The sequence below is a fragment of the Bradyrhizobium sp. AZCC 1578 genome, assembly GCF_036924675.1.
Taxonomy (GTDB): domain Bacteria; phylum Pseudomonadota; class Alphaproteobacteria; order Rhizobiales; family Xanthobacteraceae; genus Bradyrhizobium.
In genome coordinates, this window is the sequence record NZ_JAZHRZ010000001.1 from 6,822,573 (window position 1) to 6,845,739 (window position 23,167).

The window sequence follows — 23,167 nt, forward strand, 5'->3', positions numbered from 1 at the left end:
GAGAGGTGTCTTGATCGGAAACGCTTTGGACAGTTACTCGATCGATCGGCGGGACGAGCGCGCAAGCGCGAGGCCGCCAGGCACGGACGCGAGCGCCAGCATCAACATGGCCCGCCACCAGATGCTCCAGTTGATTTCGCTTGCCGGCATCTCAATCCAATGCCACCGGGGCAATGATGACAGGTCACGCATGGTCATAGCGCGGCTCTCCAGGATTCGGGGAGAGAAATACTGCCGCCATTCTTTGTGAAACGCCTCTGTTTGATCCTTGAACGCGAGGAAACGGCGTGAATCAGTGCCGGCGATAGAGGTCAGTGCTTCATTGACGAGCATTGCAGGCGATAGCAAGCTCAGCCTGTCGACAAGTTTTTGCTGTTGCAGCAGTTGCTGATCAAAACGTTTCAAAAGCGGCTCGATTCGTTCGTCGACTTTTTGCTTGGCCAGAAAAAATGCACGCATGCGCGAAGGCACTTCGATACGTTCATTTTTTACCAGCAGCGCTTCCGGATCGGAGGCATAACGATAATCCGCGCTATAGAGGTCCTCGTATTCGCGCAATGATTCGGCGGTTGCGACACGCGTGCGGTTGGCCAATTCGGTGCGGGAAGGAGCCGGGCTAACCAATCCCACGGCAAGGTTCATTGTCACCGGCAAGATGAGCACAAGAATCGTCCAGAGTGCCACCATGATCAACGCGTTGGTCGAAGATGAGAGGCCAATGGTGTTGACCAAGGCCGCGACCGCGAACCAGAACAAGGTATACGCCGCCACCAGCGCCGACCACGACAGCATCAAGACCAGTTGCTCCGCGCCGCGGGCTTCGGGACGGATCAAAAGCAGGACCACGAGCGGCACGGGAATGACGATCGCCAGCAGCGCAAGCATGCGCACGACGACTTTCCCGGTCATCAACGTTGCGATGGAAAGCGGTTGCGAACACAGCATGCGCAAGGTGCCATGTTCGCGCTCTGCCGACAGCAGGTTGTACCCGAGCGTCGTAACCAGCAGAGGCAGCACGAATATGATAACGAAGGCGAGATCGAAGTGTCCGCTGAGCAGATTCCAGGGATTTTCGATTTCCGTGTCGTACATGAACTGAACTTTGCTCAAATAGGTGATGCGGTAATAATTGGGCATCATGTCCGACTGACCGATCGCCAGCGCCGCGAGCGGCGCGTTGGGCATTGTGGCGTAACGCCCGGACAAGGTGCCGGCCATGGCAGCGGGGTTCGCGGGATTGGAGAACGGTATCAGCGCGGTTTGGCCAGCGAGAACGGATTGGAGCATCCCGCTATTTGCCGTTTGGGTCTCTTGTTCGTGTTTGAGGACTTGAGCGACCATGCGGTCGCGGAGCGTTGCTTGCGCCAGTCCCACAAATAGTCCGTAACCCACCATGAGGGCCAGAACGCAACACACCAGCAGCAGCGTGCGATCGCGGACAAGGATGCGGGCCTCGTGCAGTACGATCAGCGACAAGGTGGAGAGCGGGCGAGGCTGCATTATCTTCATTCGACTACCTAGCGCATCAGCGGACGGGAGAGCGCATATTGCGCAAGCGCGACGGAGAGGCAGAACATGACGGCGAGCAGCACAAGGCTCGCCCAATGGTGCGCCAAGGCAAACGACACAGACGGACGTTCATACTTGAATTGCGGCACGCTTGCCCACAGCTCGGGGCCAGCCCTGTAAGTGAAATGCGCATTACCCAAGCGATCGGCGTGTTCAATCAAGTCCTCGCTGACAATGTTCTGAATCTTCCGCCGTTGGGCTTCGGCCGCGGTTGAGAAGTCGCGATGTTGGGAAAAGTCCGTTCCCGCCAGGCCCATGGAGAAGCCGCGGAGTGCAACGACCGGAGCAACAAGGCCGACCCACTCTTGCGCGCGCTGTTGACGCTCGAATGTGTCCCAAAGCCTGCCGAAGTTTTCATCAAGTGCGCCGTAACCCGCCTCGTCATCAACTTTCAGCGCCGCGCCCCACTTGCTGAGCGGAACCGATGGATCCCACGGCGTTCGCGCACCGAAGTGGGTGGACCAGGCCTTGCGGCCAGCGTCTGCCACGTCGTGCGCGAGTTGATTGTCAAAGTCTAGCCGGGACGGCGTGGGATGGAGCAAATTCGTCGCTTCGGAGGCGGTGCGCGGAGCAATCAGCGTTGCGGCGACCCAGAAGCCCAGGAGCAAGACCAGGGCGGTCCGCGATGAACGCGCGAGGGCCGATACCGCCAGGGTCAGAAACACAAAAAAGCCGAGATAGAGGCCGTATCCCGCCGCGAGCCACGCGATCCGATAGACCACGTCCACGCGCTCTCCAGCGGGTAGGCGAGCAACGATGAGTACTGCAAACGCAAGGCCGACTGGAGCAATCAGAATGCCAACGCAGCTCGCAAGCGCCGCCGCTTTGCCGTAAAGAAGGCTCCGCGCGGGCACGCCCAGGCTGAGCAGCTGGCGCAACGTTCCGCGTTCGCGCTCGTTGCTCACAGAGTTGAAGCCGATGACGATAATGAGCAGGGGAAGCAAAACCTGAAGAAGCCAAGCTGGCGATAACTCGCCGAACCGCTGCAAACCGGTTGCATCCTGGGCCGGCCGGAATTTGACTTCGCTCTGGCGATGCGCCTGTAGCCAGACGGTCGAGCCAACAAATGGCCCAATGCCGGGATCGAAGACGGCAAGCGATGGTTCAGGCTTGAACACGTGCATGCCCTGTTCCGCCGCATCGTGCGGGTGCCGATAGCCTTGGTGAAGCCAGGCGTCATGGTCGAGGGCTTGGCCTGCCGACCGTTCGCTATTGAGCTGAACCTGCCGATTCCATCCGGCCGCCAGAGCCACCAGCATGAGGATAACGACCAGTCCTCCGGCCCAGAGCAGACGCCCGTCGCGGGTGAGCTCGCGAAGATCTTTGGCGGCGATGATTGCGAACACGTCAACTCTTCATGTGCTTGAGGTACAGCGCTTCAAGATCGGCATGGCTGACCTCCTCGCTCCTGAGTTCTTCCACCAGCCGCCCTTGCTTCATGATGCCGATGCGGGTCGCGGTCTGCTTGGCGTGGAAGAGATCGTGTGTTGTCGTCAGGACGGTCACGCCGTCGTTGCTGGCCTTGACGAGAAGCTCCGAGAACTCGTTGGCCGCGGACGGGTCCAGTCCTGAGGTGGGCTCGTCGAGCAAGAGGGCTTTGGCATTCTTGGCCAGCGCGATGGCAATTCCCACCTTCTGACGCATGCCTTTCGAGTAGGTCGCGACCCTGTCATCGGCTGCTTGACGAGGGAGACCTGCCGCCTCGAGCAGTTCAAGCAACCGCTGCCGCGGCAAATGCTCTCCGATTGCGAGTGAAGAGAAGAATGCCAGGTTTTCCAGACCTGAGAGCACGCCATAGAGCGTGACCTGTTCGGGGATATATGCAAGGAGCCGCTTCGTCTCCAGCGGCTGACGCACGACGTCGAGCTTGCCGATTTGGAGGCTGCCGGATGTCGGCTGGAGAAAATTCAGGAACAGATTGACCAGCGTCGTCTTGCCCGCGCCGTTCGCCCCCAAGAGGCAATAGATCTCGCCAGGCAGGACGCTGAGCGAGACATTATCCAGGGCACTCTTGGCGCCAAACTGCTTCGTCACTTCAATCGCATCGAGCATGGATCTCACACCTCCACTGGCCACGTCGGCCGCTGATCTGCGGTCGCATGACGAGGCCTCTTGGCTGCCTTGACTTCTGTAACGTTATAACATTACATATCTCTTGTGAAGCCTTGACGTGGGTGGGGGCGGTTCGGGGTGGGGGGCAAGTGTGCGTTACCTGTTGTGTTCGGTTTCTCTATCAACTCTTTTGATAGCGGCAGGCGTTCTGCCTTTTGGTTTGGCTGAAGCGCAAGCTCAGACGGCTTCGTCATCACCCGACCAGCCGGCGAGCTCGTTGCCGCCTATTACCGTTGACGCGCCGCAGCGGCGACCAACGGCGAGAGTGCCGACGCTGTCGAATTCGCAAAGAGGCCGTATCTCTCGGACAAACAGAAATCCGCGACCCTCAACCATCGCCGAGGCGTCACCGCAGTCGCAAGGGCAGCAGCAGACGCCGGCGACGCCCTTGAACACAAACGTAGTGACGCCGAGCGCAAGCCGGCTGGGCCTGACCCCGCGCGAAATCCCCGCCACCGTCGAGGTCGTCGGAGCGGAAACGATCCGGGAGCAGGGCTATCACACGACGATCGATACGGTGAAAGGCGCAACCGGCGTGACCGCCAGCGACGCGCCGAACGACGTGTCGTTCTCGATGCGCGGTTTCCAGGGCGAACAGGTCAACGTGACCCACAATGGCGTCAATATCGGCCCGACGGGCTTCACGGCGCTGACCATGGAGACGTTCAACCTCGATAGGGTCGAATTTCTCAAGGGCCCATCGTCCTTGATGTCGGGGCAGGGCGCGGTCGGCGGCGCCATCAACTATGTCACCAAGGTGCCGCATACCGGTCCGATCAAGAGTGAGGCGTTCGTCGGTTTCGATTCGTTCGGCAGTATCCGAAGCGGCTATGGTTCAGGGGGCAGCGCCAACATCCAGGGCCTCGATTATCGCTTCGACATCAGCCGGTCCGTGCAGAACGGCTTCATCGACGACACCAATACGAAAAACCTGCACGTATCCGGTCAACTGAACTATCGGTTGACGGAATCGTTCAAGGTCTTCGTTGCGACCGAGTACAAGGACTACAACGCGCGCGTCTACGAAGGTACGCCCCTCGTTCCCGTCGCCTTTAGCGGTCCTTTTGCGACCACGGGCATCGTGTCCGGAACGAAAGTGTCCGATTATAACGGCACCAATCTCGGGCCTGTCACCATCGACAGTCGTACGCTGAAAACGAACTACAACGTGCTCGACAACCACAAGACCATCAAGGAGTCATGGGTACGCGGAGGATTCGAGTGGGATCTCACGAGCAACGTTACTCTGAGAAGTCAGGTCTATAACTACAATGCCAGCCGCGACTGGTACAACAATGAGGTAAGCGCCTTCAACTCCGCCACCAACCTGGTTGATCGTGAACGGTTCTATGTCCATCACAACCAGAACTTGGTCGGCAACAATACGGATCTCACGTGGAATTCGCATCTATTCGGCATGGAAAACCGCCTGGTCACGGCGCTCGAATTCTATCACCTGGATTTTTCAAGGCCCGCCGCGGCAAACTTTCCTTCTGATCAAGTGACGCTGGTCGATCCCTTTCGTGGCTATTATGGTTTGCTGACGACGCAGCGACAGACCGCTACCATCGACAGCTTTGCGATCAATCTCGAAGATCGGCTGAAGATTACGCACAATTTCGCGCTTATCGGCGGTCTCCGCTACAATCCCTTCGAGCTCGATCGAACGTCCACCGACGTCAACGGCGTCAGCGGGGCTGGTTTCCCATACACCACAAGCTGGCAGCCCGTGACCGGCCGTATCGGATACACGTGGGAAGCGATTCCGGGGATGACGTTCTACAGCCAGTATGCGACGGCGAGCGACTTGTCGGCAGGCAGCATTTTCCTGCTGAGCCCGACGCAGCAACTAACCTTGACGTCTGCCCGCAGCTACGAGACCGGTGTCAGGAATCTGCTGTGGAATGGTCGCGCCGAATGGACCTTTTCGGCTTTCGACATCGAGCGCAGCAATGTGTATTCAGCGCAGGCTGGCCAACGCCTCAACATCGCTGGAAAAGTCAAATCGCAGGGCGTGGAGTTCGCCGCGGCAGTGCGTCCGACCCCTGAGCTCAAGTTCTGGGGCAACGTCGCGTATGTCCACGCACGCTATGCCGACTACGAATTTACGGGCGGATCGTTCTCGGGAAATACCCCTCCGAATATTCCTGCAGTTGTCGTGAACGGCGGGGCCTCGTATCGTTTCCTTAATCCGGGTTGGCTGCCGGTCGAGCTCGGAGTTTCGGTTCGTCATGTCGGCGACCGCTATAGCACCGATGCCAATACGGTTAAGCTTCTCGCATATACGACGGCGGATGCCTTCGCCTTTATCGACATTCCGAAGTCACCGACATTCCCGACTTTTGACAGCACGCGCGTCACCTTCCGGGTACGTAACTTCACCGATGCGAAGTACGCGGCATGGAGCTCTCCATTCTATCCAGACCAGATCCTCCTGGGGGCACCGCGGACCTACGAGGTCGGGGCGTCCTTCAAATTCTGATGGTGGTTCGCCCGTTGCGGGTCCTGGTCCTTATCCATCGCTGGCTGAGCATCCCGCTGTGCCTGCTGTTCGTGATGTGGTTTGCATCTGGTATCGTGATGCACTTTGTGCCATTTCCGGCGCTCACCGAAGCTGAGCGCCTCGGAGGATTGTCCGTCTTCGACGTTTCCAAGGTGAGGCACAGTCCCGCCGAGGCTATCGCGGCGAGCACGCTCAAAGGCGTCACGCGGGTACGTCTGTGGCAGCGCAGCGACGGTCCCGTGTACCTGGTGTCGACTGCCTCCGGCATGAAAGCCCTGCATGCTGACGATTTGCGCGCGGCCGATATTAGCTCCGAGCAAGTGGCACTCGCCATCGCGTCCGAGTGCGCGCGCTTGCGCGGCTTGAACCCTGCTGCGGCCACTTTCGTGGAACTGGCAGAATATGATCAATGGACGGTCCCGAACAACCTCGACGGACACCGACCTCTCTATCGCATTGCTCTGAACGATGTTGCGAGAACCGAGCTGTACGTCTCGTCACGCACCGGCGAGATCGTGAGAGATACGACGCGCAGTGAACGCGCATGGAACTACGTTGGAAGCGTCGCGCATTGGATCTATCCGACCGCGCTGCGCAAAGACTGGATGACCTGGAACGTCACGGTCTGGTGGTTGTCCCTTGCTGCCGTCATCGCGGCATTGTCGGGCCTCATGGTTGGCCTGTTTCGTCTGAGGCGCGTGCGAGACCGTATCGTGTCTCCCTTCCGAAAATGGCATGCTTGGCATCACTGGCTCGGATTGGCGTGCGCTGCGTTCGTGATGACGTGGATTGTTAGCGGATGGCTATCGATGGACCATGGCCGTCTCTTTTCCACCGGCGTGCTTACCAGATCGGAAGCCGACCGGATCGCCGGGACGCCGGCATGGGTCGAACTGACCGCGACAGTGCCCGCATCGCTTTCACCGACTACCCGTGAGATCGAGTGGTTCACCTTCGGCGGTCGCATCCATCAACGTAATCGAACGGGAGTTGACGCGCAGCAGCTCTCCGTCGTCGTTCCAGCGTCTACTGCACTTGCTTCACCGTTCCTGCAAGCCGATCAGATCAATGTCGTGATCTCGCACGCTGTCGGTAGCTGCTCGAGCACTTCGGCTGTCGCGCCAGATGACCACTACTTCCTTGCATCTGAAGTTGCACCGGCTCCCGTATATCGGTCCATATGCGGGGACGTTTGGTACCAAATCGATGGTGCTAGCTGTGCCAACCTGGAAAAGCTTGATGCGCAGCGTCGAACCTATCGCTGGCTGTACCGCGCGCTGCATACTTTCGATTTTCCTGCCTTGATGGCGCGCCCTAGCCTGCGGAGCGCGATTATTGTTGTTCTATGCGCGTTCGGAGCAGCGTTCAGCATCACCGGAATCGTGATCGCCTGGCGGCGACTGAGACTTGAATTTCGCTGACCATTCGAATTGGCCCTCCTACCCATGCGCTGCAAAGGCAACGACCACAATCAATCGTGATGGGCCCCCGAGGGCTGTTGCGCGCCTTAATGTAACGTTATAACATTACGTGTCGGCGATTTGATTGCGTGGCAATGAAGATAGACCAACCGATTCCGGTGACGATCCTTACGGGCTTCCTGGGCTCGGGGAAATCCACGCTGCTCAATGAGCTCTTGGCGAGCGAGGCCTTTGCGGACACCGCCGTCATCATCAACGAGTTTGGCGACATCTCCATTGATCATGACCTTGTTCGCGTGAACAAGCGCGAGCTGATGGTGACAACGACAGGCTGCCTCTGCTGCACAGCCGCTAGCGACATCAGGTCTTCCCTGTTCGAACTTTACGACGCTGTGGAGAGCAAGGCTGTCCCGCCGTTCAAGCGCGTGATCGTCGAGACGACCGGGCTTGCCGATCCCGCTCCGATCATCAATCAGATCACACCGGGCGGTCTTCCGGCGGTCGGATATCGGGACCATGTCGTGGCAAGATGCTTTCGACTGTCCGGCGTCGTCTGCGCAATCGACGTGACCATGATCGAAGAGACGATGGAGCGGCACTTCGAATGCATGAAGCAGGTGGCGTTTGCGGATAGTGTCGTGCTGACCAAGACCGATCTTGGCGCAGAAGCCGCCGCGGCTGCCGGTCTCTCCGGCCTGCTGCCGAAGATCCGGCAGATCAACGCTGCCGCGGCCATCGTGGACCGTCACGGGAACGACTTCGATCTCGCAGCGGTCTTTGCTCCGCGTCGCTACGTTCCCTCCGAACAGGGGGCCGATGTCGAGGGGTGGTTGGCCTTGGAGGTCGCGTTGGCCCAGCAAGGGCAAACTCACAACGATGCCACAGGCGCGAGCCGCCATGCGGCGGCTGGCATCCAGAGCCTGGCATTGCTCGAAAGCCGGCCCGTATCGCCGCGAAATCTCGCCACATTCATTGAACTGCTCAAGGCCGTAGGCGGCCCGCAATTGCTCCGTCTGAAGGGACTTGTTGGGCTGGAGGACGATCCGGAGCGGCCTCTTGTCGTGCACGGCGTTCAGCATGCGATTCAACAGTACCGGCTTCCGGCCTGGCCCTCGGACGATCGTCGCACGCGAATGGTCGTCATCGCTCATGGCCTTGATGAAGCGGTCGTCAAGAATCTGTTCACGGCGATAACAGGCATTTCAGCGCGCGCAAAGGCGCAATTGCTGCTGACGGTCGCGGGTCTGAGCGTTCTCGGCTTTGCGCTTGTCGCAGGGCTGTTGCTGTTGCTTCACGAGCGCGCCACTGCCCAGTTTGAACCCCCGCTTGTGATTCAGAACGCAACGAGACCTCAACGCTGAAAGGGCCAAGCATGAACAATGTGATTTCACAAACACCGGTCACCGTCCTCACCGGGTACTTGGGCGCAGGGAAGACGACTTTGCTGAACCGTATCCTGACCGAGACCCACGGTAAGCGTTATGCGGTGATTGTGAACGAGTTTGGCGAGGTCGGAGTTGACAATGATCTGATCGTCAATGCGGACGAAGAAATATTCGAAATGAACAACGGGTGCATCTGCTGCACGGTGAGAGGTGATCTCATCAGGATTCTCGAAGGGCTCATGAAGCGGCGCGGCAAATTTGACGGGATCATCGTGGAGACCACCGGGCTTGCTGATCCGGCGCCCGTGGCGCAAACCGTTCTTGTAGATGACGACGTTCGTCGCAACACGAAACTTGATGCCATCGTCACGGTCATCGACGCAAAGCACCTCCTCGGAGAGATCGACCAGGCGCACGAAGCGCAAGAGCAGATCGCATTCGCCGACGTTGTCTTGCTCAACAAGACCGATCTGGTCTCGGAGGCGGACCTTAAGCTCGTCGAGGCAAGGATTCGTTCAATTAATCCCTATGCGATGATCCATCGCACCGAACGTTGCGCGCTTGACCTCGAAAAAGTCCTGGATCGAAATGCGTTCGATCTCAACAGGGTTCTTGAATTCGAGCCTGGCTTTCTCAGTGAAGCTCACGACCATGAGCACGACAGTCACGTAAAGAGCCTGTCATTGACGACGCAGACACCTCTCATTCCTGAGAAATTTTTCCCCTGGATGCAGGAGACCGTTCGTCAGTTCGGAACCGATATTCTGCGGCTGAAGGGGATCATCCAATTCCAGGATGATCCCGATCGCTTTGTTATTCAGGGAGTGCACATGTTGCTCGAAGGAGACCATCAACGCCCCTGGAAACCCGATGAGCCGAGAACAAGCCGCCTGGTCTTCATCGGGCGCGATTTGCCGGAGGACGTCTTGAAGGCAGGCTTTGAGCAGTGTCGGGGCTCAAGTCACTGATTGAAGGCACGGGTGATGCGCCAAGCTTGCAGCATGGCAGCGGAGTTTGTCCGTTGCCATGCTGAGGCTGACAGCCCTCGCAAATCCATTCGGACGCCAAAAGCATGCCAACGATTGCCTTACCTATGGGGCGGCAGGTCCAAAGAATCGGCTATCCTCAGGCAGTTCAGGAATTAAAGCTGCAAACGCAGAAGCTGTTGGGCTTGTCGGATGACGTGACTATCTCGGTTAGCGAGTTGACCTGTCGAGAGCCAGGATGTCCCGATGTGGAAACCGTCGTCGCGATCTTGAGAGACGGGGAAAAGCCGATAATTGCAAGAATCCACAAATCGATTCCCGACGTCACTCTCGATGAACTGAAAGAAGCGCTTGATCTGAGACTTCGTACCTAAAGCGCGCCTTCACGGACATTTCACCAGGATATTGTTGGCGAAAATTTCCCCGAAGCTGCTCGATGCATCGAGCGGAGCGTTGTCGAGTTGGCCGAGCCGCAACCGGGGTCTAAATACTCCAGCTTCTTGCCGTCTACGCGCCCACGTCGCGCGCTTCCACGCATCGAAGGCGTGGTGCAGCCTGTACTCTGTGAAATCGGCTTTCGTTAACTTGAGGCGGCGCCAGAGAGTGGCCTTTTGCTTGCTGGCTACCAGCCGCGAATGATGAACCTTGGTCTGCCGTCGCCGTAGCTGCGATCGTAGTAGCCGGGGCCAGCGTAGTAGTTGTAGCCCCGGCCGGGAAAGTAGCTGGGGTCATAATAATAGCGCAGGACGTAGCGCGGTCCTCGGGTCCGCCAGCAGCGTCCATAATACTCGTTGCAGACCAGACCGACCTGATCGACGTTGGAGGCTTCGGCGGAGCTGATCGTTGTCGCATTGAGGGGCGCGGCGGAAGCGGCGGACGCGAGCAGCGCGGCACCGAATGCGCCCAGCGCGATGGCCTTCATAGAATCCTCCCTTCGGTTGGGCGAAACAATCGATCTCTGACGCGGCGTACCGCCTCGAACATCGAACTATTCTACGGATTCCCCAACTGCTGGCCGTGCGGCAGGTCGAGATCAGTCCGCAGTATTGCCGGGGGCAGGGCGCACATTAAGCGGCCAATAAGCCTCCGCGCCAACTAGGATGATGAACGCCACCGCTGACGATCGGTTTCTGGTGGCTCCGAAACGCTCCAGTCTGATATCCGGGCGACGAGAGCGGTGTTGCTGCGCGCAGGCCCGCTTAACGCGACCAGCCACGTTGCTACTAACGCGGCTTGCTCGTCCCCGGGGGATATTCTCAATCGCTTCCAGGATTTAAGCTCTCGGCGGAGACGGATCAAAAATTGAGCTGGATCAGTCCGAATGCACCATGCGCGACCTTTCCCGTCCCGCCGGCGCTCACCGGATAGTCCCAATTTGCTGAATATTCCACGGCCACCTTCAGGCCGTCCATCACCCACTCGCCTCCGGTCAGGAAAAGCCGGTGTTGCGGCACGAATCCGATCCGGGTTGGCACGCCGCTTTGCAGGATGGACGCACCCGCCATGTCTTTGCTGCCGGAATATCCCACCGAGATGTAATTACCCTGCGCGCCGATCTCCTGTACCCACGGGTTCCAGTCAAATTGGTAGGCAATCGAGGCCTGCCAGGTCATCGGCATCATGCTCCTCGCAATGCCGAGCCCATCGATAAACCTGGCGTCCTGAATTGCGGCATTCACCTCGCCCACGAACGCGAACGGGCCGAAGCTGCTTTTAAGGCTCGCGGCTATTCCGGGAATCTGTCCGATCTGGCTCAGGAATGGGAGGTAGGAGGAATGCAGAAATCTGCTTTCGAAAACGGAGGAGCTATAGTCGACATGGAAGTCAAGGGTCCATGGACAAACCAGCGAGTCCTTCAACTGGTCATAGGGCACGCCGCAATGGCCCCTTGTCCGGAAACCGAGACTGGCATTGTAATCGTCGATTTTCGTCCGGCCGGGGATGATGCTGTCGCTGCCTTTGTAGGTCACGACTGAGCCGTAGAAGGGCGCCGGGTCGAAGGGGAATGTCACTGGCGTAGGCCGGAAAGGCCGCTCAGGCAGTGGGGTGTAGCCGAGCCAGCGCATCAGTTGGCTCACAGCCGGTGCGACGACCAACGGACTAACGCGTGGAACAACGACAGGCGCCGGCGGTGGCTGCCGCGGCGGGGTTGGCCAGGCGAATTCCAGGCCTCCTGCGGTCTGACGGTTTTCGAACACCTCGGTTGTCAGCGGAGTGCCGATCGAAAGCGTATCCAGGCGTGCCACGCCCGTGGACGTACCGAAATGCAAAACCTCCACGCCGAAGCGGGCCGCGATCGGGAATTGCATCAGATCGCCGACGGAAACGTGAGTCCGATCAAGCGTGAAGCGATCCACGCCTATGCCGGGGAGGTTGGTCGGCACCACCGGTTGATTCCCGGTCGGGAATATTGCGCCCGTGCCATTGTCGAAGTGCAGAACCAGCGCACCGGTCAACCAGTCGCTGAGCTTGATATCGAAATCGAGTTCAGCCGTACCCAGCGACAGGTTTTCCTGGGTAGGGCCGGTGAATGAGCCGGTCCGCGAGGCCAGACCTTCAACTACGCCGCTCAGCGAGAGGAAGCTATTAATTTTTGGTCCGGTCTTCGAGAGCGAGTCCCGGATGATCTGGCGCGTTGCGTTCTCATTCGCCGCCCAGCCGATTTCCAGATCTCTTATACGCTCGTTAAGCGGCCGCTTCGCTGCGGCGTCCGACAAATCTGGCGCGGGCAATGCGGGCGGATCGACAGGCGGTGATTGAACCGTGGGTGCGGGCTTCGCCGCCGTTACGGCAGGTGCCGGACGTTGATGCTCCGCAGCGGGCTTGGTCCGCCGCGCCGGCGATGTCCCCTCCAGGGCGCTGAGACGTTCGGAAAGTTTGCGGTTCTCCGCCTTTAGCTCTCCGAGCATACGCCGGAGAGCTGCGATGTCCTCGTTCTCCGCGGCGGCGGCATGGGAAGGGACGAGCAGGACGAGGCTGAACAATGCGGGCGCGGCACGAAACACAAATGGGTACACGGAGCAGACGCGGTAACAGCCGCGCGTGGTTGACTTTACGGTTCTTGTTTCTGCAGCCTGCCAACGTCGCCCGGATCCGGCGACGCGCCTATCTCGCTTACCCCAGATCATGCGCGGCCCCATCACTACCGCAGTTCGACGTCACTCACGTGGTCGAACTAACTCGTCATACCAATTCGCTCTGGTAATCAGACTGTCTCAGCCAGCGTTTCATCCGTCAGGCCAACTACAGACAAGAGCCCGCTCAACAAGGCGGAGCAATTAATTGCCGGACCCCCCAGCAATGTTGGGATAAGAGTGACGCAGACGACGAATTACGCAAGCGCCACGAAGTGATACATCTAAAGTGATGTATCCTACAGTGCAGAAGAAGCCGCGAACAGCCTCGTCGGCTGTCAGCCAACTTCAAGTGGCGGTAGGGTTTTTGCCACCTAAGCTCGCAAAGTGCGTAAACACGCGTGACCCAATTTGGGACCTGTCTTGTAATCCAAATGGGTGGATTGTCCCGACAAGAACATCAACTTAAGATTATCAGCAGATTATCAGCGTCTTAATCTGGTTCTCAGTCTGCTTTTTGGGAAGGCAGTATTGGGGTTTTGATTACGGCGCAGCCTCACTAGGCGTTAGCACGACCGAAATAATGCCGGCGCATGGCCGATAAAAATTCGGACTCGTGGGAATAGTGGGGAACAATTGTGTCGCCTCTACGAGCGACACAGCGATCAGAAAATCCCGCATTCAACGGGCCCTCTCAAACGGAGTTTCGATTTCAACTAGAGGTGAAATGCAACCAGGGGTCAAAAGAGGGGCGTCGAAATGTTGGCGTGGCTCATTTCCTCTAGCGTGCGTTTGCGCACTCTCATTGTAGTTGCCGCCTCGGGCCTGCTTATCCTCGGCGCCGTCGACGTCAGGAACAAGCCGCTCGAAGTCATCCCCGAGCTGGCGTTGCCCTCACTCACCGTGAAGACCGAGTCACTTGGCCTTTCCAGCGCCGAAGTCGAATCGTTGATTACCGTGCCGCTGGAGGCGGACCTCCTGAACGGTGTGCCGTGGCTTCAGGTCATCCAGTCGGAATCGATGGCGGGACTTTCGACGATCGAGATGATCTTTGCTCCCGGCACCGATCTGATGAAGGCGCGCCAGATGGTGCAGGAGCGGCTGACGCAGGCGCATGCGCTGCCGAATGTCTCCAGTCCCCCGACTATGCTTCAGCCAGTTTCCTCTGCCAGCCGAGTGATGAATATCGGCCTGAGCTCGAAATCCGTCTCGCTGATCGACATGTCTATTCAGGCGCGCTGGAACATCGCGCCGCGCCTCGCCGGAGTCCCGGGTGTGGCAAATGTATCAATATGGGGTCAGCGCGACCGGCAGGTGCAGGTGCTTGTCGATGCCCGGAACCTGAACAAGAGGGGCGTCAAGCTCGATCAGGTGATCAAGACAACCGGTGAGGCGGTGTGGTCCTCGCCGCTCACCTACCTGAGCTCATCCACGCCCGGCACCGGTGGCTTCATCGAAACGCCAAACCAGCGGCTCAGCATCCGTCACCAACTGCCGATCTCCACCGTGGGCACCTTCGCCAAGGTGCCGCTGAGCGGTACGACCGTGAGTGTCGGCGACGTCGCCTATCTCGCGGAGGGTCATCAGGCGCTGATCGGAGACGCCATCGTCGGCGAAGACCCCGGCCTGATGGTGGCTATCGAGAAGTTTCCCGGCTTCAACACAGTGGACGTGACGCGCGGCATTGAACGAGCGCTCAACGAACTGAAACCCGGGCTGCCCGGTATCGAGATCAATACGACCATCTACCATCCCGCGAGCTTCATCGAACGTGCGACCAGCAATCTGGGCAAGGCCATGCTCATTTCGATCATCCTGGCCACCGTCGTGCTTGGCCTTCTGATCGGTAGCTGGAGGGCCGCGGTTATCGCCCTCGTCGCGATCTCATTGTCGTTCGTCTGCGCCGAACTGCTGTTAGAGGCCGCGGGAATCCCGCTTAGCATGATAGTCGTCGGCGGCCTGCTGATGGCGTCCGGGGTAATCGTGCATGACAGTATTTTCGACGTCGAAAATGTGCTGCACCGCCTACGTGCGCAGCAACGCGATGGTCGGTCCGGCTTCATGGTCGTCGTCCGCGCGATGCTGGAAACGCGTCGGCCGATGCTGTACGCGTCGCTGATCGTTGTAGTCGCAGTGCTACCCGTTCTGTTCATGTACAGCCGGTCCGCCGCGTTCTTCGCGCCGATGGCCTGGGCCTATATCGCCGCCGTGTCCATCTCGATGCTAGTGGCGTTGATCGTGACCCCCGCGCTGGCTGCGGTGCTGCTTGCCAATGCGCCACTGACCCCGACGGGCGGATGGGTCATCGATAGGCTGGCCAAGCCTTTCGATCGGATCGTCGGCCGCGTCATCCGCGCGCCGTTTGCCTGCATCGGCGCCTGCGTCGTGGCGGCGATCGCGAGCTTCGCGATCTGGAGCCCGCTCGAACGCAACATGGTGCCCAGCTTCAGAGAGACGGATCTGGTGATCGAATGGCAGGGGCCGCCCGGCACCTCGTTGCAGGCAATGACCCGATCGACCGAGAACCTGATCCGCGATCTGCGGCAAATCCCGGGAGTGCAGAACGCTTTCGCCAATCTCGGACGGGCCGTGCTTTGCAACTGCGAACGCGCGGCGGACGTCAATACGGGACAAGTATGGGTCAACATCGATCCGAAGGCCGATCGCGAAACGACGGTGGATGCCGTCGAAGCTGCCATCACCACCTATCCCGGGATGCGCGGCAAACTTGGGACATACCTGTCAACGAAGCTGCGCGAGGCGCTCACCGGTGACCCGGATAGCCTCACTGTCCGCGTCTATGGCAACAGCCTTGAGATCATTCGCGCCAAGGCGGAGGAGATCCGCGCATCGATGGCGAAGATCCCCGGCATAGAAAATCCGCGGGTCGAGTTACAGGTTGAAGAACCCTCGATCGAAGTAAAGGTGGATGTTGATCGCGCGGCCGGTTACGGCCTGAAGCCTGGCGACGTCCGCAGGGCGACCTCCGCGCTGGTCGGCGGCATCACCGTCGGTGCGCTTTTCGAGGACCAGAAGGTTTTCGACGTGGTTGTCTGGGGGCGACCGGAGTTGCGCGACAACATCGATGACGTGCGGAATCTGATGATCAACAGCGAGAGCGGGTCGCAGGTTCGCCTGGCTGAGGTCGCAGACGTCCACATCGCGCCGGCCACCAGCATCATCCAGCGACAGGGGTCTTCGCGTCGCATCGATGTTTCCGCGAAGGTGGACGAGCGGGCGCTCGGTGATGTGGCGGATGATGTCGCCAGGAATGTCAAGCAGATCGCATTCCCGTTCGAGCACCGTGCCGAGGTGCTCGGCGAATACAAGGAGCAGCGAGCTTCTCTGCGATCGATATACAGCTACATGGCGGCGGCAGCGGTGTTGATGTTCCTGCTGACGCAGGCGGTGCTCCGCAGTTGGGCACTCAGCGCCCTGTCGCTGCTGGGCGTACCGGTTGCTGCACTCGGTGGCCTCGCTGCGGCCGCAATCGATGACGGTGACTTCTCGCTTGGCTCTCTGTTGGGTCTGGCAGCGGTGCTCGCACTGATGGTGCGGCAGGGTGTCGGTCTGGTCGCCCGTTTCCAGCACCTGCAATTGAACAAGGGTGAGCTGTTCGGCGAAAAGCTGGTGCGTCGCGGCGTGCTGGAACAGTTCCCGAGCATCATCGCGTCGTCGGCGACAACGTCCGCTCTGGTGCTTCCGTTCGCGATCATGGGTGATGTCGCCGGACTAGAGATCGCACATCCGCTCGCGCTCGCGGTCGTGGGCGGCGTCGTTACCATGACGCTCGGAACGTTGCTCGTGCTGCCGGCGCTTTACCTCCGGTTCGGCAGTGGCTGGACGGCCGACCGGCTCGATCTTGAAATGGAGAACGCGTCATGACTGCCGCTTGTGCCGCTTCGAAGGCCGTCAAAAGGGAGAAACGTCCCATGGTCCGCTTCAACGCATTGATGGTCGCGGCGTCCGCCGCGTGCCTTGCAGCGTCCGGTCTCTCAGCACTGGCCGCAGAGTCGACGGTCAAAAAGAGCGCGCCAGCCCGAGTCGAGACCACGCTCGACGCAAGGATCAAGAAGGTAACGCTCACGCCGAAGGCGGCCGAGCGGCTCGGCATCCAGATCGACGAGGTGCGGGTGGATCCGTCGGGCCGACGGATCGTGCCATACGGATCTGTTCTCTACGACCTCACCGGAAAAACCTGGGTCTATATCAGCGCCGATCCGTTGACCTTCTTCCGCGGAGCGGTGGAGATCGACACCATCAAGGGCGACAACGTTTACCTGAGTGACGGGCCACCTGCTGGCACGAAGGTGCTTGCCGTTGGAGTGCCGCAAGTCTTCGGGAGCGAGGTGAAGGTAGGTCACTAGCTTCCCGCCGAAATCGTTTTCCATAACGGCTTCGGCCTGAGTGGAAGGATGCGTTTTCAATGATGAGGCTGATTATTGGTTCTAGTCTGCGCTTTCGCTATCTCGTCCTCGCCCTTGGCGTGGTGCTGACCTGGTTTGGCCTCGCACGCCTGCGGGACGTGCCAGTGGATGTATTCCCGGAATTCGCGCCGCCGAGGGTCGAGATCCAGACCATCTGTCTTGGGCTTTCGTCCGCCGAAGTTGAACAACTCGTCACTGTGCCGCTGGAAAATGCGCTGAACGGTGTCCCGAACATCGAGGTGATGCGTTCGAAGTCGGTGGCGCAATTGTCGTCAATCCTCCTAATCTTCAAGTCCGGGGTCGACGAAATTCGCGCGCGGCAACTGGTCAGTGAGCGAATGGTGCTCGCGAGCAAGACGTTGCCGACGTGGGCCTCGCCGCCTTTCATGATGCCGCCACTCTCCTCGACCAGCCGGATCATGAAGATCGGCATTACGTCCCAGGACAAGTCCGTAATGGACCTGTCGATGCTGGCCTATTGGACCATCCGGCAGCGGCTGCTTGGCGTTCCCGGCGTTGCGAATATCGCGATCTGGGGGGAGCAGCTGAAGATGCTTCAGGTCATGGTTGATCCGAAGCGGTTGGCTGCCGCCAACGTTACGCTTGACCGGGTTCAGGAAGCGGTTTCCGATGCGCTCGATGTAGGCCTGTTGCGCTATGCCCGCGGCGCACACATCGGTACCGGCGGCTTCGTCGAAACACCCAATCAGCGCTTTCAACTCCGCTTCGCCGCCGCCGGCGTTACACCCGAAACGCTCGCCAGGGTGCCGGTGACCGCACAGGGCGGCAAGCCGCCACTATTGCTGAGCGATGTAGCCGATCTCGTCTATGCGCCGCAGGGCATGATCGGCGATGCCGTTATCAACGACGGTCCAGGCCTCATGCTCATCGTCGAAAAGTTCCCCTGGGGCAACACGCTCGCCGTCACCCGCGGGGTGGAAGAGGCGCTCGAGAGGATGAAGCCAGGTCTTCCGGGAATTGAGATCGATACGACAATCTTTCGGCCGGCAACCTTCGTCGAGGATTCGATCAGCAACCTCTCATGGGCGCTGTTGCTGAGCTGCGTGCTGGTCGCGGGAATCATACTCATCTTCCTTTACGAATGGCGCACCGCGATCGTCTGTATCGTCGCCATTCCGCTGTCGCTCCTCGCAGCCGGGCTGGTTCTGTCCATGTCCGGCGCTTCGGTCAACACAATGACCCTGGCCGGCTTCGTAATAGCATTGGGGATCGTCGTCGACGACGCGATCCTCGACGTTGAGAACATCATGCGCCGACTGCGTCTGGCGCGGCGGGGAGGCGATACGCGAAGCACGGCGCGCATCATTTTGGATGCTTCGCTCGAGGTGCGGGCGCCGATCGTCTCTGCAACCCTCATCGTGGTCGCCGCCGTAGTCCCTGTCCTGTTTATGGAAGGCCTTGCCGGATCCTTCTTCAAGCCGCTGATTGCTTCCTATGTGCTGGCGATTGCGGCCTCGCTCGTCCTGGCGATGACGGTAACGCCGGCGCTCTGCCTGATCCTGTTGCGTAACGCGCAACTCGAAGGGCGTGAATCACCTGTCGTCGTCTGGCTGCTGCGCCATTACGCGCCCCTGCTGGAACGTGTCACCCGGACACCACGCATGGCCTATATTGCTGTTGCAGTCGTGACGCTCTCGGGGATCGGTGTTTGGCCGCTCCTCGGCCACTCGCTGCTGCCTTCGTTCAAGGAGCGCGACTTCCTGATGCACTGGGTAACCACGCCCGACGCGTCACTTCCCGAGATGCTGCGTATCACGACCCGCGCGAGCAGGGAGTTGCGCGCTATTCCGGGCGTGCGCAATTTCGGTGCGCATATTGGCCAGGCGTTTGCTGCCGATGAGGTCGTCGGCGTCAATTTCGGCGAGAACTGGATCAGCATCAGCAAGGAGGCCGACTACGACAAGACGTATGCCAAGATCGAGGAGATGGTGGAGGGCTATCCCGGCCTCTACCGCGATGTGCAGACTTATCTGAAGGAGCGCATTCGCGAGGTCCTGACCGGCACCGGCGAGGCGATCGTCGTGCGCATCTTCGGCCCGGATCTCGACGTTCTGCGGGACAAGGCAGAGGAGGTCCGCGCGGCACTCGCTGATGTTCCGGATCTCGTCAACCTGCACAAGGAGTTGATGGTCGAAGTGCCGCACATTCAGGTGACGGTGAAGTTGGACGAGGCGCAACGCTACGGTCTGAAGCCGGGCGATGTGCGGCGTGCCTCCGCGTCATTGATGTCTGGAACCGAGGTCGGCGACATCTTCATCGAAGGACGCACCTACGACGTGCAGGTGTGGACCGCGGAGGAATTCCGCCGAAGCGTGGACTCGGTTCGCGAGATGCTGATCGACACTCCGACCGGGCACCGCGTCCGGCTGGCGGAAGTGGCCGATGTCGATATTGGACCGACGCCAAATGTCATCAAGCGTGAGGCGAGTTCCCGCCGGATCGACGTGCAGGCGAATGTCCGGGGCCGCGATCTCGGCGCAGTCGCTAGCGACGTGCAGGCGCGTTTGCAGAAGTTGACGTTTCCACTCGGCTATTACGCGGTGCTGCAAGGCGAGTATCAGGAACTGAGCGCCGCCCGCAACCGCCTCCAACTGTTGGCCTTGCTGGCGCTCGCCGTCATATTCGTGCTTCTGCGACAGTCCTTTGATAGCTGGCGCCTGGCAACGCTGAGTTTTCTGACCCTTCCTTCGGCGCTCGTAGGCGGTGTCCTGGCGGCGTGGCTCGCGGGCGGCGTGATTTCCCTTGGCTCGTTGATCGGTTTCCTGACGGTGCTTGGCATCGCCGCTCGCAACGGGATCATCATGATCAACCACTTCCAGCATCTGGAACGTCATGAGGGAGAGACGTTCGGCATGGGGCTCGTGCTTCGTGGCGCGAGCGAGCGGTTACGGCCGATCCTGATGACGACCGGAGCCGCTGGGCTGGCGATCGTGCCGCTGATCATTTTCGGCGACCTGCCGGGCCACGAGGTCGAATATCCGATGGCGGTAGTCATTCTGGGCGGCCTCGTGACATCGACGCTGCTCAACCTGTTTATCTTGCCTGCATTTTATCTCCGTTTCGGCCGCGGTGCTGGCCAGTCGACGGATCTTCTGACTGTACCGGCGCCGGCGCCAGTATCCGGGAGCGCGTGAGATGAGAGCCGTACGTCGTCGCAATGGTTGGATTGTCGTCGCCGCTGCGACGTTATCTGCGCTTGCGTATCCGGTGACAGGAGCCGCGGCCGAGGATGGCCGCTTTGAAAAGCTCTCCGTCTATCTCGAACGCAATATACAGGATCGCGATGCCGAGATCCGGTTCGAGGCAACCGGCGGGGACGATGGCCTGGCTGCGCTGAAGGTTTCGGCGCCCGGCGCGCGTACCGTGATCGAACTGAAAACGCCGGACTCGAAACTGGGAATCCGGAGCCTCACGCTCGAATCGCCGGAACCCGACGACGATAGAATCGTACGCGCCGATTTTCCGGCGGGCGCGTATCGCTTTGAGGGAACGACGACCAAAGGGGAAAACCTGCGCGGCGAGGCGCTGTTGAGTCACGTGTTTCCGAAACCTGCGGCATTCGAATATCCGCGGCCTGATCAGAGGGACGTGCCCGCCACCGCGCTGACCCTGCGCTGGTCTGTGCCGGAGGGCATCGAGGCCTGTGCCATCGTTATCGAGCAAACCGGCTCGGCCTACGAAGTCCGGGCACTGCTGCCCGGTTCGGCCAAATCCTTCACGGTACCGGAGGGGTTCTTGCGCGCCGGTAAGGTCTACAAATTCGCAATCGGAACCGTCGCGAAGGACGGCAATCGGTCATTCATCGAAGCAGGCTTCACCACGGCGAGGGGGAGATGAACCCGCAAGAAATGTCAGATCAGCCCATCGGCTACACACGGCTGAACACTTCCGCAACCTAGGGCGACACGTGGCCGGACCGCCGCCCGCGACTGGAGGGCATTGAGATGTTCGACAAGCAGGGATTGAAGCGACAGATGAAGACAGCGAGGGAGCAATCTAGCCGACTCGCCAGGTGGCGTGCCGCGCTCATGGCAGGCACTGTTCTGGTGGCGGCCGGGTTCATGCTGGCTGGCGGCACCTGGCTGGGTTTGCATGGCGACAGGGCCATGGCACGGGAATTCAAGGATCAGCCAGGCCGCACCCAGAGCGGCGCCCGCGTCAATTTTTCCTCACTCAAGGACTGGAACTTGAAGGCGGAAAACCTGCTGCCGAGTGGACACAACCCACTCTATTTTCCACTCAAGCCAGGCTTTCGATACATCATGGAGAATCGAAACCATCCACATGGACTCCTACGGATAGAAGTCAAGGTTCTCGACAAGACCGAACCGTTTGATGTTCCGGGTATTGGCAAGTTCGAATGTGGCGTCGTCCAGGAAGAGGAATTCTACGACGGCGTATTGGACCAGCGGGCGGAAAACTGGTTCTGCTTCGATAAGACGACCAATGCCCTGTACACGTTCGGCGAAGTGAGCTGGGAGATAGACCAGGTAGGACGCAAGGTCTTTGCGGGGACCTGGCGTGTCGGCGACCCCGATGGCAACGGTGTCGCCGAGCCCGGCTTGCTGATGCCCGGGGCCTTTACCGTCGGTGACAAATACATCTTCGACGGGCACGAGGCCGAGGCCTATGGCTATACAGAAAACATGGAAAGCGGGATCGCAATAACCGTTCCAGCCGGGACCTTTAAGGATTGTGTGAGAACACGCGAGAATAGCCTCACCAACCCATCCGATATCACGGACAAGTGGTGGTGCCCTGGAGTGGGACTCGTCAAGGACACCTCGGATGGCGAACTGGTTGCCTCTGACGCATTGCCCGGCACGGACATCGAGAGCTTTGGAAAACACCATCGAGAGCCTCGGAAGCAGACGGTGCCACCGGTTGCAAAAGTCAGCACGTCGGAGGCGACGAAAATCGCACTCAAGGAAGTCCCGGGCAAGGTTACGTCGACGAAGATCGAGAGATACGGCAAACACAATGTCTACGCCGTGGAGATCGTTGCCGAGAAGGACGGAGTGGAAACCGATGTCTTCGTTGACATCGAATCAGGAAAGGTGGTGGGCACGGATAAGTAACCGCTGTTCGCGTTGTCCACGTCCGTGAAGTGCTGAGCATACGAAGGCCGCGCCCCTGTCGCTGGGTGATTGACCGGCGACGGGGCCAGCTCCACCGAGTTGGAGCTGCCTTCGGCGAACGGCCAACGGATCGAGATGGAGCGCACGCGGCGCCGGGTCTATGGCGTTGGAGGCAATGCCCAGCGAATACGGCGAGAAAGATGCACGTCGTCCGTGGACAGTCCGACAGCGGAACGCGAGTTTCCATGGGGGCTTGATCGGAAAGGATACCGCCATGAAGAGGACGATCCACTGGGGCCTGCTCGCCAGCCTTTTTCTTGCGCCAGCCATGACCGTCGCGCAGGCGCAGCAACCACGCCCTTCGAAAGAGCGTGCGCCGTCCGCGGCAAAGATCACGGAAGAACAGGCGAAGAAGATTGCGCTTGAACGCATCCCCGGCGAAGTCACGGACGTAGTGATCGAGAAGAAGCGCGGCAGGAATGTCTACGTGATCGAGATCCAATCACCGGAACAGGGCGAGAAGGACGTGTTCGTCGACATCGAGACCGGGAAGATTGTCGGGACGGACTGACATGTACCGGCTGCATACGA

16 protein-coding genes are annotated in these 23,167 nt (G+C 59.7%); 11 read left to right on the plus strand and 5 right to left on the minus strand.

Annotated elements, in window-relative coordinates; genetic code table 11:
- Positions 1 to 33: 33 nt before the first annotated feature.
- The 3 genes from V1290_RS32490 to V1290_RS32500 are packed head-to-tail and all read right to left on the minus strand — an operon-like array spanning position 34 to position 3,621.
- Complete coding sequence (locus V1290_RS32490) at positions 34 to 1,509, minus strand: DUF3526 domain-containing protein (RefSeq protein ID WP_334368126.1); 1,476 nt, start codon at positions 1,507 to 1,509, stop codon at positions 34 to 36.
- A gap of 8 nt (positions 1,510 to 1,517) precedes the next feature.
- Positions 1,518 to 2,915 carry an ABC transporter permease subunit gene (locus tag V1290_RS32495; RefSeq protein WP_334368127.1) on the minus strand — a complete coding sequence of 466 codons (1,398 nt, stop codon included), beginning with the start codon at positions 2,913 to 2,915 and terminating at the stop codon, positions 1,518 to 1,520.
- 1 nt (position 2,916) lies between these two features.
- Entirely contained in the window at positions 2,917 to 3,621 is a 705-nt protein-coding gene (locus V1290_RS32500) for an ABC transporter ATP-binding protein (RefSeq protein ID WP_334368128.1), read from the minus strand.
- A gap of 160 nt (positions 3,622 to 3,781) precedes the next feature.
- Here V1290_RS32500 and V1290_RS32505 point away from each other — a divergent pair, with 160 nt between their 5' ends.
- The 5 genes from V1290_RS32505 (at position 3,782) to V1290_RS32525 (ending at position 10,350) form a co-directional block, all read left to right on the plus strand.
- Positions 3,782 to 6,163, plus strand: a complete 2,382-nt coding sequence (locus V1290_RS32505) for a TonB-dependent receptor domain-containing protein (RefSeq protein WP_442895092.1) — start codon at positions 3,782 to 3,784, stop codon at positions 6,161 to 6,163.
- Positions 6,163 to 7,605, plus strand: coding sequence for a PepSY domain-containing protein (locus tag V1290_RS32510; protein WP_334368130.1), 1,443 nt, complete (start codon positions 6,163 to 6,165; stop codon positions 7,603 to 7,605). The genes V1290_RS32505 and V1290_RS32510 overlap by 1 nt, the downstream gene beginning before the upstream one ends.
- A 134-nt stretch (positions 7,606 to 7,739) precedes the next feature.
- Positions 7,740 to 8,966 carry a CobW family GTP-binding protein gene (locus tag V1290_RS32515; protein WP_334368131.1) on the plus strand — a complete coding sequence of 409 codons (1,227 nt, stop codon included), beginning with the start codon at positions 7,740 to 7,742 and terminating at the stop codon, positions 8,964 to 8,966.
- Between the two features lie 11 nt (positions 8,967 to 8,977).
- Positions 8,978 to 9,958, plus strand: a complete 981-nt coding sequence (locus tag V1290_RS32520) for a CobW family GTP-binding protein (protein ID WP_334368132.1) — start codon at positions 8,978 to 8,980, stop codon at positions 9,956 to 9,958.
- A 104-nt stretch (positions 9,959 to 10,062) separates the two neighbouring features.
- Complete coding sequence (locus tag V1290_RS32525) at positions 10,063 to 10,350, plus strand: nitrate reductase (RefSeq protein ID WP_334368133.1); 288 nt, start codon at positions 10,063 to 10,065, stop codon at positions 10,348 to 10,350.
- A 248-nt stretch (positions 10,351 to 10,598) separates the two neighbouring features.
- On the opposite strand, the gene V1290_RS32530 is transcribed toward V1290_RS32525, so the two are convergent.
- Both V1290_RS32530 and V1290_RS32535 read right to left on the minus strand, forming a co-directional pair.
- Complete coding sequence (locus V1290_RS32530; RefSeq protein ID WP_334368134.1) at positions 10,599 to 10,898, minus strand: hypothetical protein; 300 nt, start codon at positions 10,896 to 10,898, stop codon at positions 10,599 to 10,601.
- 373 nt (positions 10,899 to 11,271) lie between these two features.
- Positions 11,272 to 13,104 (minus strand): hypothetical protein, encoded by a 1,833-nt coding sequence (locus V1290_RS32535; protein WP_334368135.1) that lies wholly within the window; start codon positions 13,102 to 13,104, stop codon positions 11,272 to 11,274.
- Positions 13,105 to 13,809: 705 nt separating this feature from the next.
- Between V1290_RS32535 and V1290_RS32540 the strand changes: the two genes are divergently transcribed.
- The 6 genes from V1290_RS32540 (at position 13,810) to V1290_RS32565 (ending at position 23,147) form a co-directional block, all read left to right on the plus strand.
- Positions 13,810 to 16,935, plus strand: a complete 3,126-nt coding sequence (locus V1290_RS32540; protein WP_334368136.1) for an efflux RND transporter permease subunit — start codon at positions 13,810 to 13,812, stop codon at positions 16,933 to 16,935.
- A gap of 47 nt (positions 16,936 to 16,982) precedes the next feature.
- Complete coding sequence (locus V1290_RS32545) at positions 16,983 to 17,417, plus strand: hypothetical protein (protein WP_334368137.1); 435 nt, start codon at positions 16,983 to 16,985, stop codon at positions 17,415 to 17,417.
- A 59-nt stretch (positions 17,418 to 17,476) separates the two neighbouring features.
- Entirely contained in the window at positions 17,477 to 20,632 is a 3,156-nt protein-coding gene (locus V1290_RS32550; RefSeq protein ID WP_334368138.1) for an efflux RND transporter permease subunit, read from the plus strand.
- Position 20,633: 1 nt separating this feature from the next.
- Positions 20,634 to 21,335: a hypothetical protein gene (locus V1290_RS32555; RefSeq protein WP_334368139.1), complete on the plus strand. Its 702-nt coding sequence runs from the start codon at positions 20,634 to 20,636 to the stop codon at positions 21,333 to 21,335.
- A gap of 107 nt (positions 21,336 to 21,442) precedes the next feature.
- Positions 21,443 to 22,576: a PepSY domain-containing protein gene (locus V1290_RS32560; protein WP_334368140.1), complete on the plus strand. Its 1,134-nt coding sequence runs from the start codon at positions 21,443 to 21,445 to the stop codon at positions 22,574 to 22,576.
- A gap of 274 nt (positions 22,577 to 22,850) precedes the next feature.
- Positions 22,851 to 23,147: a PepSY domain-containing protein gene (locus V1290_RS32565; protein ID WP_334368141.1), complete on the plus strand. Its 297-nt coding sequence runs from the start codon at positions 22,851 to 22,853 to the stop codon at positions 23,145 to 23,147.
- Positions 23,148 to 23,167 lie beyond the last annotated feature (20 nt).